This is a genomic window from Ancylobacter amanitiformis (assembly GCF_030814815.1).
Lineage (GTDB): Bacteria > Pseudomonadota > Alphaproteobacteria > Rhizobiales > Xanthobacteraceae > Ancylobacter > Ancylobacter amanitiformis.
The window spans coordinates 79,605-94,693 of the sequence record NZ_JAUSVR010000009.1; the positions used below are offsets into that span (position 1 = coordinate 79,605).

14 protein-coding genes are annotated in these 15,089 nt (G+C 67.5%); 6 read left to right on the top strand and 8 right to left on the bottom strand.

What is annotated here, in order from left to right; genetic code table 11:
- From ccoG to ccoN, 5 genes are all read right to left on the bottom strand, one after another.
- A complete protein-coding gene (gene ccoG / locus QOZ99_RS14270; RefSeq protein WP_306890659.1) occupies positions 1-1,464 on the bottom strand; it encodes a cytochrome c oxidase accessory protein CcoG in 1,464 nt (487 codons plus the stop codon).
- Between the two features lie 308 nt (positions 1,465-1,772).
- Positions 1,773-2,672: a cytochrome-c oxidase, cbb3-type subunit III gene (gene ccoP, locus QOZ99_RS14275; protein WP_306890660.1), complete on the bottom strand. Its 900-nt coding sequence runs from the start codon at positions 2,670-2,672 to the stop codon at positions 1,773-1,775.
- A gap of 5 nt (positions 2,673-2,677) precedes the next feature.
- Positions 2,678-2,833, bottom strand: coding sequence for a cbb3-type cytochrome c oxidase subunit 3 (locus tag QOZ99_RS14280; RefSeq protein ID WP_183191288.1), 156 nt, complete (start codon positions 2,831-2,833; stop codon positions 2,678-2,680).
- Positions 2,834-2,843: 10 nt separating this feature from the next.
- Entirely contained in the window at positions 2,844-3,614 is a 771-nt protein-coding gene (gene ccoO, locus QOZ99_RS14285) for a cytochrome-c oxidase, cbb3-type subunit II (RefSeq protein ID WP_306890661.1), read from the bottom strand.
- A 10-nt stretch (positions 3,615-3,624) separates the two neighbouring features.
- Positions 3,625-5,259, bottom strand: coding sequence for a cytochrome-c oxidase, cbb3-type subunit I (gene ccoN, locus QOZ99_RS14290; protein WP_306890771.1), 1,635 nt, complete (start codon positions 5,257-5,259; stop codon positions 3,625-3,627).
- Positions 5,260-5,660: 401 nt separating this feature from the next.
- On the opposite strand from ccoN, the gene QOZ99_RS14295 reads away from it, so the two are divergent.
- The 5 genes from QOZ99_RS14295 (at position 5,661) to cysG (ending at position 10,141) form a co-directional block, all read left to right on the top strand.
- A complete protein-coding gene (locus QOZ99_RS14295) occupies positions 5,661-5,963 on the top strand; it encodes a hypothetical protein (RefSeq protein WP_306890663.1) in 303 nt (100 codons plus the stop codon).
- A gap of 177 nt (positions 5,964-6,140) precedes the next feature.
- Positions 6,141-6,794: a peptide-methionine (S)-S-oxide reductase MsrA gene (msrA, locus tag QOZ99_RS14300; protein ID WP_306890664.1), complete on the top strand. Its 654-nt coding sequence runs from the start codon at positions 6,141-6,143 to the stop codon at positions 6,792-6,794.
- A 173-nt stretch (positions 6,795-6,967) separates the two neighbouring features.
- A complete protein-coding gene (locus QOZ99_RS14305) occupies positions 6,968-7,696 on the top strand; it encodes a hypothetical protein (protein WP_306890665.1) in 729 nt (242 codons plus the stop codon).
- 278 nt (positions 7,697-7,974) lie between these two features.
- Entirely contained in the window at positions 7,975-8,472 is a 498-nt protein-coding gene (locus tag QOZ99_RS14310; protein ID WP_306890666.1) for a TIGR00645 family protein, read from the top strand.
- 139 nt (positions 8,473-8,611) lie between these two features.
- Positions 8,612-10,141 carry a siroheme synthase CysG gene (gene cysG, locus QOZ99_RS14315; protein ID WP_306890667.1) on the top strand — a complete coding sequence of 510 codons (1,530 nt, stop codon included), beginning with the start codon at positions 8,612-8,614 and terminating at the stop codon, positions 10,139-10,141.
- Between the two features lie 350 nt (positions 10,142-10,491).
- Here the strand turns inward: cysG and hisG are convergent, their stop codons facing one another.
- From hisG to hisS, 3 genes are all read right to left on the bottom strand, one after another.
- Positions 10,492-11,466, bottom strand: a complete 975-nt coding sequence (gene hisG, locus QOZ99_RS14320; protein WP_306890668.1) for an ATP phosphoribosyltransferase — start codon at positions 11,464-11,466, stop codon at positions 10,492-10,494.
- Positions 11,463-12,578, bottom strand: a complete 1,116-nt coding sequence (locus tag QOZ99_RS14325; protein WP_306890669.1) for an ATP phosphoribosyltransferase regulatory subunit — start codon at positions 12,576-12,578, stop codon at positions 11,463-11,465. The genes hisG and QOZ99_RS14325 overlap by 4 nt, the downstream gene beginning before the upstream one ends.
- A gap of 323 nt (positions 12,579-12,901) precedes the next feature.
- Complete coding sequence (gene hisS, locus QOZ99_RS14330; RefSeq protein WP_306890670.1) at positions 12,902-14,578, bottom strand: histidine--tRNA ligase; 1,677 nt, start codon at positions 14,576-14,578, stop codon at positions 12,902-12,904.
- A 129-nt stretch (positions 14,579-14,707) separates the two neighbouring features.
- Here hisS and QOZ99_RS14335 point away from each other — a divergent pair, with 129 nt between their 5' ends.
- Positions 14,708-15,052, top strand: coding sequence for a hypothetical protein (locus tag QOZ99_RS14335; protein WP_306890671.1), 345 nt, complete (start codon positions 14,708-14,710; stop codon positions 15,050-15,052).
- Positions 15,053-15,089 lie beyond the last annotated feature (37 nt).

A 15,089-nucleotide genomic window follows, 5' to 3' on the forward strand; every position in this document is an offset into this window, starting at 1 on the left:
TCAGGGGCCTTTGAAATGGTCGGGCGCCGCGCTCGTCTCGCCGCCGGCGACGTCGGTGATGCGGAAGGTCACGGGCAGGGAGGCGTTCGCCGGCAGCCTGGCATGGGTGGAGACCAGCAGGCGCAGTTCATAGGTCTGGTCCGGGCCGACCTCGACCACGGGACGACCGTCCTCCACCGTGCCCACGGCACCGGCAACCTCGACCCGCGCTTCCGGCACGCCCTCGACGGCGATGGCGAAGCGGCGCGGGATTGTCTGCTTGTTGACGATGCGCACGGTATAGGCATTGCGGATGGAGCCATCCGACAGCTGCACGAAAAGCGGGTTGCGGTCATGGATGACGGCGACGCCTTCCGAGCCCCGCGTCGCCAGTGTCCCCAGCATGACGCCGCCAACGATGACGATCAGCGCGACATAGAGCACCGTGCGGGCGCGCACGAAGCGGTGCACCGGCGGCAGGCCCTTGACCCGGCGCTCGACATTCATCTCGGTGTCGTAGGCGATCAGCCCGGTGGGCCGGCCCACCTTGTTCATCACGTTGTCGCAGGCATCGATGCATAGGCCGCACTGCACGCAGGCGAGCTGGCTGCCGAGACGGATATCGACGCCGGTCGGGCAGACGGCCACGCATTGGCGGCAATCCACGCAATCGCCCGCCGGCAGGCCCTTGAGCTTCAGCGCTTCGCTCTTCTTGAAAGAGCCGCGCGGCTCGCCGCGATCGTAGCGATAGGTGACGTTATAGGCGTACTCATCCGTGAGCGCCGCCTGGATGCGCGGCCACGGGCACATATAGGTGCAGACCTGCTCGCGCATGTGGCCGGCGAGAACATAGGTGGTGAAGGTGAGGATGCCGATCCAGAGATAGGCGACGGGCGGGGCAGTCCCCTTGAGCAGATCCATCGCCAGCGTGGGCGCATCGGCGAAATAGAGCACCCAGGCGCCACCGGTCCACCACGCGATCATCAGCCAGAGCGTGTGCTTGGCGATCGCCTCGAAGGCGCGCTGGGCCTTCGAGGCGTGTTTCAGCTTCTCGCGGCGCTCGCGCGGATCGCCCTCGACCATGCGCTCGATCGCCTGGTACAGGTCGGTCCACACCGTCTGCGGGCAGAGATAGCCGCACCACAGCCGCCCGGCGACCGCGTTCATGAGGAACAGCGTCAGCGCGGCGAGAATGAGCAGGCCGGTCAGGTAATAAATCTCCTGCGGCCAGATCTCGATGAAGAAGAAATAGAACCGGCCATTGGCGAGATCGACCAGCACCGCCTGCGAAGGCGCATTCGGCCCGCGATCCCAGCGCAGGAAGGGCAGCAGGTAATAAATGCCGAGCGTGATGACCAGCAGCGTCCATTTGATGCGGCGAAACGTGCCCTGCACCGCGATCGGATAGATCTTCCGACGCGCCTCGTAGAGCGGGCCGTCATCGTCTCCGCCCGCCGCGGGCGCCACCTTGGTCGCTATGTTCATGTCGGTCCCCGTCACCCGGTCCCGGGAGTGCGCTTGTTTTAATGAATCGAAGCTAGGGCATCGATCCGGGCCTTGCCGGGCGGAAAAATGCTTATGCGGCGGCACGTCGCTGGGGCGTGCCGCCGCTGAGGCGCCGCGCCGCAGGGAGGCGGGGCGTGTCGGACGGGGAGCCGCCATCCACTTTCCTTCCCTCTCCCCGTCGGGGAGAGGTGGCCCGCGAAGCGGGTCGGTGAGGGGAAACGTGATCGCGGAGCGGTGTGCCCCCCTCACCCCACCCCTCTCCCCCTCGGGGAGAGGGAGTAGCCTCACTATTTCCCCCCGCCCAGCGCGTGGACATAGACGGTCAGCGCCTTGACGGTGCCCGCATCGAGGCGCCCGGCCCAGGCCGGCATGATGCCGCCGCGGCCATTGGTGATGGTGGCGATCACGCTGGCGCGGTCCGAGCCGTAGAGCCAGATGCCATCGGTCAGGTTCGGCGCGCCGAGTTCCTGGTTGCCCTTGGCGTCCGCTCCGTGGCAGGCGGCGCAATTGGCCTCGAACACCCCCTGTCCCTTGGCGAGATCGGTCCTGGCCTCGACCGGCGCCGGCAGGTTCGACAGCGAGCGCACATAATCGGCCACGGCGACAATGTCGGGCCGTTGCAGCATGCCGTCGCGGCCGAAAGCCAGCATGTCGCCGACATGCGCATCCGGGTCGGTCGAGCGGATGCCGTGCAGGATGGTCTGCTGGATCTGCTCCAGCGAGCCGCCCCACATCCAGTCGTCATCGTTCAGGTTCGGATAACCCTTGGAACCGGCGGCGCCGGCGCCGTGGCAGGGCGCGCAATTATCGCCGAAGGCGGCTCGGCCCTGCGCCCGGGCGAAGGAGAGCAGTTCCGGCGAACTCTCGATCTGTTCGAGCGAGGCGGCCGCCAGCTTGTCGGCGAACACGGCGCGCTGGGCGCGCAGGTCCGCCAGTTGCACCTGCACCGCGTCGCGCGACTTCCAGCCGAGCGCGCCCGCCGTGTAGCCGGAGACCAGCGGCCAGGCCGGGTAGGCGATCCAGTAGAGCACCGACCAGAGGATGCAGGCATAGAAGGTCCACAACCACCAGCGCGGCAGCGGATTGTTCAGCTCGCGGATGCCGTCCCACTCGTGGCCGGTCGTCACGACGCCGGTGACGGCGTCGACCTCGTGCTTGTGCGCATCGGGCGCGGGAATCTCGGCCATGATGTTCAGTCCTCGCTCAGAGGCATACGGGCGGCATCTTCGAACTGGCGCTTGCGGCTGGGGGACAGCGCATAGATCAGCACGCAGACGAAGAGCCCGACGAAGTAGATGAGCCCCCAGGTCTGGGCGAACTCGGCGACGGCGCGATAGGTCTCGTTCATCTCATGTCCCTCAGCGAATGTTCGCCTTGTCGTCGTAGAGCTTGAAGTCGACCATGGTGCCGAGCGTCTGGAGATAGGCGATCAGCGCGTCCGCTTCCGAAACGACCTTGGGATTGCCATCGAAGTCGCGCACCTGCGCGCCGGGATAGCGCTTCTGCAACTCGCTCGCGTCGCCATCGGGCGTCGCCTGCAGGCGCAGATCCGCGATGGCGCCGGCCACCATTTCCGGCGAATAAGGCACGCCCAGCAGCGCGTTGGTCGCGAGGTCCTCGCCGATGTTCTCGTAGCGCAGCGGCGCGTGGGCGAGGAACGGGTAGCCCGGCATGATCGAGCCCGGCACGACCGAGCGCGGATCGGCGAGATGCTGGCGCTGCCACTCGTCGGAATACTTGTTGCCGACGCGGGCGAGGTCCGGCCCGGTGCGCTTGGAGCCCCACTGGAACGGCCGGTCATACATGCTCTCGGCCGCCAGCGAGTAGTGACCGTAGCGCTCGACCTCATCGCGCAGCGGGCGGACCATCTGCGAGTGACAGTTATAGCAGCCCTCGCGGACATAGATGTTGCGGCCGGCCAGTTCCAGCGGCGTCCAGGGGCGCACGCCGGAAACCTGCTCGATGGTGCTCTTGAGATAGAAGAGCGGCACGATCTCCACGAGCCCGCCAATGGCGACCACGATCAGGATGCCGATCAGCAGCCAGATCGAGTTCTTCTCGAAGAAGGCGTGCCGGGCCCAGAGCGAGGGCTTGTGGGGCGGGGGATTGGTCGCGGTTGAATCCGCCATTGTCGTGTCCTCACTCAGCCGGCACGAGGGACGGGGTGCGCGCGCCGGTATCGGCGGCGACCGTGCCCGGCTGGCGGATGGTCATGTAGACGTTGAAAGCCATGATCAGCCCGCCGATCAGGAACAGCACGCCGCCCAGAGCCCGGATGATGTAGAAGGGGTGCATCGCCTCGACAGTCTCGATGAACGAGTATTCGAGGAAGCCGAGCGAGGTATAGGCGCGCCACATCAGGCCCTGCAGGATGCCCGCCACCCACATCGACGAGATGTAGAAGACGATGCCGATGGTCGAGATCCAGAAGTGCCAGTTCACCAGGCGCAGCGAGTAGAGTTCACGCTTCTGCCAGAGCCAGGGCACCAGGCAGTAGATGGCGCCGAAGGAGATGTAGGCGACCCAGCCGAGCGCGCCGGAATGCACATGGCCAATGGTCCAGTCGGTATAGTGGGACAGCGAGTTCACCGCCTTCACCGACATCAGCGGGCCTTCGAAGGTGGACATGCCGTAGAAGGCGACCGAGACCACCATCATGCGGATGACCGGGTCGGTCCGCAGCTTGTCCCAGGCGCCCGAGAGCGTCATCAGGCCGTTGATCATGCCGCCCCAGGAGGGCATCCACAGCATGATCGAGAAGGTCATGCCCAGCGTCTGCGCCCAGTCCGGCAGCGCGGTGTAGTGCAGGTGATGCGGACCGGCCCATATGTAGAGGAAGATGATCGCCCAGAAGTGCACGATGGACAGCCGGTAGGAATAGACCGGCCGCTCGGCGCGCTTGGGAATGAAGTAATACATGATGGCGAGGAAGCCGGCGGTCAGGAAGAAGCCGACCGCGTTATGGCCATACCACCACTGCACCATCGCATCCTGCACGCCCGACCAGACGATGTAGGATTTCGGCGAGAACACCGAGATCGGCACGCTGGCATTGTTGCCCAGATGCAGCATGGCGATAGTGACGATGAAGGCGAGGTAGAACCAGTTCGCCACGTAGATGTGGGGTTCCTTGCGGCGCCACAGCGTGCCGAGGAAGACCAGCAGATAGGTCACCCACACCACGGTCAGCCACAGGTCGGCGTACCATTCGGGTTCGGCATATTCCTTGCTCTGGGTAATGCCGAGCAGATAGCCCGTGCCGGCGAGAAGTATGAAGAAATTGTAGCCCAGCACCACGAACCACGGCGCCAGATAGCCCGCCAGCCGCGCCCGCGAGGTGCGCTGCACCACGTAGAATGACGTGCCCAGCAGCACGTTGCCGCCGAAGGCGAAGACCACCGCCGAGGTGTGGAGTGGCCTCAGCCGGCCGAAGGCGATCCAGGGCAGGTCGAAGTTCAGCACCGGGAAGGCGAGCTGGAAGGCGATGATGACGCCGATCAGGAAGCCGGCAATGCCCCAGAACACCGCCGCGAGGGTGGCGAACTTCACCGGGCCGAAATTGTAGTTCGGCTTGCCGTCGATCTCGAGCGCGGGCAATTGCGCCGGCCGGTCGATATAGCGGTTGAGGATGACGAACACCGTCGCCAGGCTCGCGAAAGCCGAGAGATAGGCGTGGAAGGCATAGGCGCTGTCCTGCGCCTTGGCGGCTACCGTGATGCAGGCAAGCGCCAGGACGCCAAAGATGAAGGCGAGACCGCCCTCGCCGAACGTCATCCTTTTCCGGCCGGACTGATCGACGCCCGGCTCGGTGGCGCCCGAACCGCTGATCCCCTGCCCGGCGGAGCTGTTTAGCTCAGTCATTCGACCCTCCACGTCCCGATCATGCGCGATCCAGCCGATCGCCTTGGATCTGGAACGACTCCATTTCTCCGGATCGACCATTCGCCTTGCGGAAGCGGTGAGGCGTTGATGCACATCAAGGCTAAGGGTCTTCACGGACCCGCGAGGTGGGCGACCGAATGCCGCGCCGCACAAAACGGCGCGGCAGTGCCCCGCCCGTTCGACAGGATGTCCCCCGCCAACCCTTGCGGGGGTTCGGCGATGGCGTCTAAGAGGAGAAGCGGCGCCGGCACCTTCCGGCGACGGAGGACCTTTCGCGGGGACAAGGCCGGCGCATGATCCGTTTCCTGTTGCGTTTCATCGGCATGTGGGTGCTGGCGGGCGGGTTCGTCGCGCTTGTGCTGGACGGTGTGCGCTCCATCGCCGCGTCGCAGGTCGTCATGACCCCGCTCGGCGTCGCCTGGCTCGTCACCAGCGAGGAGAGCCTGGGCCACGTGCAGGCCTTCATTTCCGAGAAGCTGTCGCCGCGCGTGTGGGACGTTATCGCCCCGCCGCTGCTGCAGGCCCCGCTTTTCCTCGTGCTGGGCGTGATCGGCGCGGGGCTGCTGGTGCTGGGCTGGCGCCGGCCGGCGCGGTGATCGCCGGAGTTCGAAAGCAAGGGCTGGAGCGCCGGGGCTGGAGCGCCGGAGCTGGAGCGCGAAGGCGTGATCGCCCGCCAGCTTGCCTCACCCTCGCGGTGAGGGCCGACAGCGATTACATTGGGCTCGTCCCGCACGAGCCATTTGCCGGCGAGGCGATGAGAAAGAGGGCTTGCCATGTTCTTCCTGAAGAAGGGCCTCGACCTGCCCACCGCCGCCACGGCGCTGCCCGGCCGCGCCCAGTCGATCCCCACCGCCGTGCGCCATTTCGTCAATGGCCATGCGCTGCAGGGCCCCTACCCCGAAGGCTTCGAGACCGCGATCTTCGCCCTGGGCTGCTTCTGGGGCGCCGAACGCAAGTTCTGGCAGACACCCGGCGTCTGGGCGACCGCGGTCGGCTACATCAACGGCATCACGCCGAACCCGACCTATGAAGAGACCTGCACCGGCCTGACCGGCCACGCCGAGGCGGTGCTGGTGGTCTACGACCCCGCCAAGGTCTCCTACGAGGAACTGCTGAAGCTGTTCTGGGAAAGCCATGACCCGACGCAGGGCATGCGCCAGGGCAATGACGTGGGCACCACCTACCGTTCCGGCATCTACCTCACCGCGCCCGAGCAGCGCGCGCCGGCGGAGCGGACCAGGGCGGCCTTCGAGACAGCGCTGAAGGCGAGGGGTTTCCCGCCGATCACCACCGAGATCGTCGACGCTCCGATCTTCTACTTCGCCGAGGACTATCACCAGCAATATCTCGCCAAGAATCCGAGCGGCTATTGCGGGCTGGGCGGCACCGGGGTCTCCTGCCCGATCGGTACCGGCGTCGCGGCCTGATGATGGCGGGCGCGGGCGCGGCGGGGGCCACCCGCCGTGTCCACGCCGGGCGTGCGCCTCCGGCGGGCGGGGCGGCCACGCGACGAATTTTGACCGCATCCGCTTTGCGTCTTACGCCGTGGATGAACTCGATCGTAGTGTGCCCCCGCATCCACCTGCCCTGGGGGTCTTCCGTGAACATTTCTCGCCTCGCGATCCGCGCCGTCACCCTTCTCGGCGGCGCCGGCCTGTTCCTGTCCGCGCCGGCCGGCGCGCAGGAGACAAGCCCGGCGCCGGCGGCGAAAGCTCCGGCCGTCATCCGCAATGCGCGCTATTGCGAGATCCTGCCGATCAGCCTCACCACGGAGGGGCTCAAGGCCGCGGTCTACAACACGCTCGGCTTCGACGATTGTCCGGCCGACAAGTGGAAGGCGATCACCGAAGGCGATCTGCGCCGGCGGTTCGACGTGCTCAAGATCGTCATGAACGGCCCGCGCTTCTTCCTCATGGACAAGATCGCCGCCTTCGATGCCACCAAGGCCGGCGAGGTGATCAGCGTCGGCGGCATCACCATGGCCAAGCGGGCGGAGGTCTCGCTCTCCGTGCGTCAGGCCACCGAACCCGCCTTCACCGAGCAGACGATCGACCGCGACACCAGCTACCAGTTCGACGCTGGCAAGCCGGTGTTCCAGCTGACGGCGCCCGATGGCGCGGTCTATGTGATGCAGTCCTATGCGCAGATCGTCGATCCGGCGCTGACCTATGACGATCTGGCCACGCTCGGCCCGCGCCTGAAGCTGCCCGCCGGCTGGAGCTACGCGACGCGCACGCCGGACGCGGACCTGATGCTGGTCGCCCACGGCAAGGCGATCGTGATTCAGGACAATCTCAAGAATACCTACCAGAAGGTCGTGCCGAACTAGAGCATTTTCCAGCGAAGTGGATTCCGGTTCGCGTGAAGAAAATGCGTCAAACCAAGAATCTGGAGCTTTTCCGGTGAACCGGAATTCACCGGAAAAGCTCTAGCGGCTCGCCACCGGCCTCGCGCCAGCCTCCGGCTTCACCCGGGCCAGCTGTCCCCCGGGCGGCGCCGTCCCGTCCCGCGGTTGCGCCGTGTTGTCTTGCCTATTGAAGCGGCCGCGCGGGCGTGGCACCCATCTCGCACTCGCGAAATGCGAAGGGAAGGACGGGGTCACGGCGCATGGAAAGGCTCATCGAACGCTTCATCTTCATCAGCCGCTGGATCATGGCGCCGTTCTATATCGGGCTGGTCATCGCCCTGATGGTGCTGCTGTTCAAATTCGGCGCCGAGTTGTTCCACTTCGTCACCCACGCCCCGCAATTCGACGAGAGCGATACGATCCTCGGCATCCTGTCGCTGATCGATCTCACCTTCACCGGCAGCCTGGTCATCATCGTCATCTTCTCCGGCTACGAGAATTTCGTCTCGAAGATCGACGCGTCGGGCCATTCCGACTGGCCGGAATGGATGACAAAGGTCGACTTTGCCGGTCTCAAGCAGAAGCTGCTGGCGTCCATCGTCGCCATCTCCGCCATCGCCCTGCTGAAGGCCTTCATGAATCTCGATCGCGGCGTCGACGAGAAGCAGCTCATGTGGCTGGTCATCATCCACGTCGTGTTCGTGCTGTCCGGCGTGGTGCTGGCCTGGACCGACCGCCTGTCGGAAAAATCGCACTGAAGCGGACGGCGGCGCGCCATGCGGCGCGCGCAAGGCCCAATTCCGCACAATCTCCGTTTATTGACTTCAATGGACGCGGATTTCGTGTGATAAGATGTGCCGGTTCACTTGGCCCACGCACCCGGATCCGCCCCGCCCCATGAGCGACGCCGCCTCCCTCCCCCCTCCGCCGCGCAAGGCGAGCCCGGCCGGCTCGCGCATGGCGCCGCTGGCCCGCCTGCCGGTGTTCTTCGCGCTCGACGGGCGCCGCGTGGTGCTGGCCGGTGGATCGGAAGCGGCGAGCTGGAAGGCGGAACTGCTCTCGGCCGCCGGGGCCGTGGTCGATGTCTATTCCCCCGCCCCCTGCGAGGACCTCGCCGCTCTCGCCCAGCACCCGCCGGGCGGGCCGGTGCGGCTGATCGCCCGCGACTGGCAGAAGGAAGACCTTGCCGGCGCCGCGCTGGCCATCGGCGCCATCGAGGACGATGCGGCGGGCGACGCTTTCGCGCGCGCGGCACGCGCCGCCGGCGTGCCGGTCAACGTGGTGGACAAGCCGGCTTTCTGCGACTTCGCCTTCGGCGCCATTGTCAACCGATCGCCGCTCGTGGTCGGCATTTCCACCGACGGCGCCGCCCCGGTCTTCGGGCAGGCGGTGCGCGCCAAGATCGAGGCGGTGCTGCCGCAGGGCTTCAAGCGCTGGGCCGAGGCCGCGCGCAGCTGGCGCCCGTCCGTTTCCGCGCTGGCGCTGTCCTATCAGGGCCGCCGCCGCTTCTGGGAGCGCTTCACCGCGTGCGCGCTGGAGACGCCCGAGGCCGAGCCCTCCCCCACCCTGCGCGAGGAATTGCTGGCGCGGGCGCAGAGCGAGCGCGCGGACGCCCCGCGCGGCTCGGTGGCGCTGGTCGGCGCCGGGCCGGGCGATCCGGAACTGCTCACGCTGAAGGCCGTGCGGGTGCTGCAATCGGCCGACGTCGTGCTCTATGACGACCTCGTCGCCCCCGCCGTGCTGGATGTGGCCCGCCGCGAGGCGAAGAAGATGCTGGTCGGCAAGACCGGCTATCGCCCCTCCTGCAAGCAGGACGACATCAACGCGCTGATGGTCGCGCTGGCCCGGCAGGGCAAGCGCGTGGTGCGCCTCAAGGGCGGCGATCCCATGATGTTCGGCCGCGCGGGGGAGGAGATTTCCGCCGCCCGCGAGGCGGGCATTCCGGTCGAGGTGGTGCCCGGCATCAGCGCCGCGCAGGGCGCATCGAGCCGGCTCGCGGTCTCGCTGACCCACCGCGATCACGCCCGCCGGCTGCAATTCATCACCGCCCATGCGCGCGACGGCAAGCTGCCGCGCGATCTCGACTGGAGCGCGCTGGCGGACCCGGCGGCCACGACCGTGGTCTACATGCCCCAGCGCACCTGGGCCGAACTCGCGGCCAAGGCGATGGCGGCCGGGCTCGACCCCGCGACGCCCGCCATCGCGATCTTCTCCGCCACCCGCCCGGACGAGCGGCAGGTGCCGGCCACGGTGGCCACGCTGGCGCTCGCGCTGGAGCAGGCGGTGGCGGATGGCGCCACGGGCCCCTGCCTCATCCTGTTCGGCCATGCCATGGGCGAGGCCGCCGCCTTCGCCGCGCCCCTGCCCGCCGCCGCCGACGCCGCTGACGCGCAGATCGGCGCCGAGACGCAGTCCGCGCGGGGCTGACGCCGTTTCCCGGACAAGCCGTGCGCAGCACGGCGCCGATCCGGGACCCAGCGCAGAACTGCGCGAAGCGGCTGAATAACGTCAGCAGATTCGAAAGTGCCTTCGGCCGAATCGTGCGCTGGATCCCGGCTCGGCGCTTCGGCTTCGCCTCCGCTGGGCCGGGAAACCGCCAGCCGTCATCCCGGCCCAGCGAAGCGCAGAGCCGGGATCGTCATCAAGGTTGGCAAACGATCCCGGATCGGCCTGCGGCCGTCCGGGATGACGACTGAATTGCAAGGCGAAGCTCAACACACGGGCTTGGTCGAGCCGGTCGCCGTTCCGGGATGACGACAGGATTGCAGGGCGAAGCCCTACCCGATCTTGGATTCCAGCTTCTCGTAGAGCGGGTTCGACGCCGCGAACACATAGTCGAGCGGGCCGACCGACACGGTCGCCGCCCCCTTCTCCCGCAGGAACACGGCCAGCGCGTGCAGCGTGTCCGGCGGGCAATGCAGCGTGACCATGCCCGACGAGGTCGGTGCCCCGAACGGCGCCCGTGCCCGGAAGCGGCGCACCGCCTCCTCCACCACGGCGCCGTCGCAGGCCACGAACCGCGTCTTCACCTCGCGCATGGTGGCGGCGAGCTTGGCCGAGGTCACGCGGTCGAGCAGCGCCCGCGCCGCCGCCCGCGCATCCGCGTTCCAGTCGGCATTGAGCGAGGCGACGAGATTGGCTTCCGAGCGCAGGATCACCCCGTCGTCGATCACCTTCAGCGCGTTGGCCGCCAGCGTGGAGCCGGTCGTGGTGATGTCGACGATCAGTTCCGCCGTGCCGGCCGCCGGCGTGCCCTCGGTGGCGCCCAGGCTCTCGACGATGCGGTAGTCGACAATGCCGTGCCGGGCGAAGAAGCTGCGCGTCAGGTTGAGATATTTGGTCGCCACCCGCACCCGCCGCCCGCGCGTGGCGTGGAAATGCGTCGCCACGTCGTCGAGGTCGCGCATCGTGCGCACGTCGATCCAGGCCTGCGGCACCGCGACCACCACATTGGCATGGCCAAAGCCCAGCCCCTCCACCAGCAGCACCTTGGCATCGGCATCCGGAATGCTCTCGCGCACCAGATCCTCGCCGGTGACGCCCAGATGCACGGCGCCGGCGGCGAGCTGGCTGGCGATCTCGGACGCCGAGAGATAGGCGATCTCCACCCCCTCGACCCCGGTCAGCGTGCCGCGATAGTCACGCGCGCCGCGCGACTGGGTGAGGTTCATGCCGGCGCGGCCGAAGAAGGCGCCGGCATTTTCCTGCAGCCGGCCCTTGGAGGGCACGGCAACGATGAGCGGCGTGTTCATAGGCGGGCCTCCACCGCGTCGAGCCGGTCGAGCCAGACGGCGAACCCCACGGCCGGGATCGGTTCGGCCGCGCCGAGCCGGGCCAGCAGCCCGTCATAGCGCCCGCCGGCGACCAGCGGCGCGCCCGATCCATTTTCGTGCAGTTCGAACACCATGCCGCTGTAATAGTCGAGCGGGCGGCCGAACGCGGTCGCGAAGCTCAGCCGTTCCGCCTCGATGCCCTGCGCGACGATGAAATTGGTGCGGCTGTCAAAGGCATCGAGCGCCGCCGACAGATCGATTCCCGCATCCTGCGCCAACGCGCGCAGCGCCGTCGCCGCCGCGTCCGGGTGGCCCTGCACCGCGAGATAGCGCTCCAGCACGGCGATCTTTTCCGGCGCCAGCCCTTCGGCATCGCCGGGTGCCGCCTGTTCGAGAAAGCGCTCGGCAATCTCGGACACGGTGCGCCCGCCCACCGTCGAGATGCCGGCAATGGAGAGCAGGTCCGTCACCAGCGCCCGCGCCGCCGCGGGGTCGGAGCCCGCCAGCGCCGAGAGCACGCCGGCATGCGAGGCGACTCCGCCGCCATCGGGCCGCTTCAGCGCGGCAAGGTCCGCCCCCAGATGGCCGGAGCGGGCGAAATCCTTGATCAGCCGCCGCCGCCAGCCGGGCGGCAGGTCCAGCGCGGCGAGCAGCGCGGCGAACAGCCCGGCATCGCCCAGCCGGATGGTCGGGTCGATCACGCCCCACAGCGTCGCCGTCTCAAGGCCGAGCGCGAGCAATTCGGCATCGGCCGCCTCGCGATCCGTGCGGCCGATCGATTCCACGCCGGCCTGCAGCAATTCGCCCGCCGGCACGTCGGAGCGGAACACCGGGCCGAGATAGGCGAAATCGCGCGGCTGGGCGGCGCCCTCGCTCAGATATTGCCGGCAGACAGGCAGGGTCAGGTCCGGGCGCAAGCACAGTTCATGGCCTTGCGGGCTGGTGGTGATGAACATGGTGCGCCGCATTTCCTCGCCCGAGAGGTCGAGAAACGCGTCGGCGGGCTGCAGCACCGGCGGCTCGACGCGGGAGAAGCCGGCGCGCGCATAGAGCGCCAGCAATTCCTCGGCGTGGCTGATGTCGGCGATCATGATATCTCGGGTCCGGTGTGCGTGCATAAGGTCGCGGTCAGGCTGCGCGCTTCTAGCAAAGCGGGCCGGCGCGGTCCATGCGACGACGATGACATGGTTTCCGCCGCCGTGTCCCGGCGCGGAGCCCTGTGTCCTGGACCGGCGGAGGCGAAGCGGGAGCGCCGAGCCGAAACCCGGCGCAGGCCCCCCCCGGCGCAGGACCCCGCCGCGGGACACCGGCGCAGGCGCTTCAAAGCGATACGCCGCGTCGCGACGTCTTGCGCTGGATCCCGGATCGGCGCCGCACGTCGTGCCGCTGGTCCGGGATCCAGAGACCTTCCGCGTCAGCCCAGCGCCTCGCCATGCGGCACGCCGTGATGGTCGAGCACCTCGCGCACCTTCGCCACCAGTTCCGCTTCCGCGCAGGCGAACTGCGCCGGCCGGCTCTCGCGCCATTCGGCATTGTCGGCAATCGCGGCGGCGGCCTTGGCGCCCTCGATCAGGTCCTTGATCTGCACCATTGGTCGGGGGTTGCCGACTTCGTCTGTTGCCGCCCGTTCGTCCGAGCCCTGAATGACCACGCAAGGGCTGTTGCGCCGGTCGGCATATTTGAACTGATTGCCGAGATTCTTCGGGTTGCCGAGATACATCTCGGCGCGGATGCCTTCTTTGCGAAGCTTCGCGACCAGCCCCATGTAATGCGCGCTCTGGTCGCGATCCATCACCACGACCACCACCGGCCCGAAATCGGGCTTGGCCTCGGCCTTGTTGAGATAGGACAGCGCCGAGGCGAGGCGCGAGACGCCGATGGAGAAACCGGTTGCCGGCACCGGCTCCGAGCGGAAACGCCCGACCAAGCCATCATACCGCCCGCCGCCACCCACCGAGCCGAAGCGGACGGGACGGCCTTTTTCGTCCTTCACCTCGAAGGTGAGCTCGGCCTCGAAGACCGGGCCGGTGTAATATTCGAGGCCACGGACGACGGAGGGATCGATGCGGATGCGGTCGGCCCCATAATCAAGGACACCCACGATCTTGGCGATCTCTCGCAACTCCGCGATCCCATCATCAAAGATTGGCGGCGCAGCACCGAAAATTCCAAGCCAATCATTGAAGAAGTTATGCAGCTCGGTGGCGAGGGCCGGCTGATCCCTATGACGAAACCACTCAACCGGATCAGAACCCCACTTCTCTTCGAATTCGGCCTTAGAAAATCTACGACTGTCGGCCCGAATGCCGGCGCTCGGCTCGACATTGAGGAAGCGCATAATTCCGTCAACCTGCCAATTGCTTAGATTTGCCCCTTTGGTGAAGTCGCCGCTCTCGGTAGCCGGATTCTCCCAGCGGCCGGCGCCCAGCAAATCCTCGACGCCACTCGGACCCACCTTGTCGAACTTGTCGATGGCTCGCAGAACCGTCAGGCGCCGCCCGGCATTCTCCTCGCCCCCGAGGCCGATGGCCTCCAGCACGCCGTCGAGCACCTTGCGGTTGTTGACCTTGATCACATAGTCGCCGCGCTGGATGCCCAGCTCTTCCAGCGTATCCGCCGCCATCATGCAGATCTCGGCATCGGCCGCGACGCTGGGGGCGCCCACCGTGTCGGCGTCGAACTGCATGAACTGGCGGAAGCGGCCGGGGCCGGGCTTCTCGTTGCGGAATACCCAGCCCGCGCGGTAGGAGCGGAAGGGCTTGGGCAGCTTGTCGAAATTCTCCGCGACATGGCGGGCGAGCGGGGCGGTCAGGTCGTAGCGCAGCGAGAGCCACTGCTCGTCATCGTCCTGGAAGGAGAACACGCCCTCGTTCGGCCGGTCCTGATCGGGCAGGAATTTCCCCAGCGCGTCGGTATATTCGATGAACGGCGTCTCCAGCGCCTCGAAGCCGTAGAGCTCATAGACCTTGCGGATGGTCTCCAGCATCGCGCGCGTTCCCGCGAGCTCCGCCGGCCCGCGATCGGCGAAGCCGCGTGGCAGCTGCGCCTGCGGCTTGCGGGCCTTGAGTTTCGAGGGCTTGTCCTTGGCCATGTCGCGCCGTCCTTCACGAGATACGGCGCGGGTTTAGAGGAGGGAGGGGACGGGGGCAAGTTTCCCGCCGCAACCACTCCTCAATGATTGCATTTGATGATATATTCAACCATTGGTTGGAGATATCTCATGCCGCCACAGGGCCATCGATCGACCGCTCGCCGGCTCCGCTCGCGGGCGGGCCTGGCGCTCGCCGCCGCAATCGCCCTCCTTCTCGGCACGCCCCCGTCCTCCGCCCAGTTTTACCCGCCGCCGCAGCCCTGGCCCCATGCGCCGCAGATGGTCGCGCCGCAGATGGCCCCGCCCGGCTATGGCGGGCCGAATGCCGGCTATGGCGCCCCGCGCCCGCCGATGATGGGAAGCCGCTGCGCCAGCCAGGCGGGCCTGTGCTTCATCCCGGGCGCGGCACCGGTCGGCATGCCCTGTTACTGCCAGATGTCCTTCGGACCGGTGCCCGGCCAGATCGTGCCCTGAAGGGCATGGGCCGATCCGGCGGCTGCCCCGCCGCGTT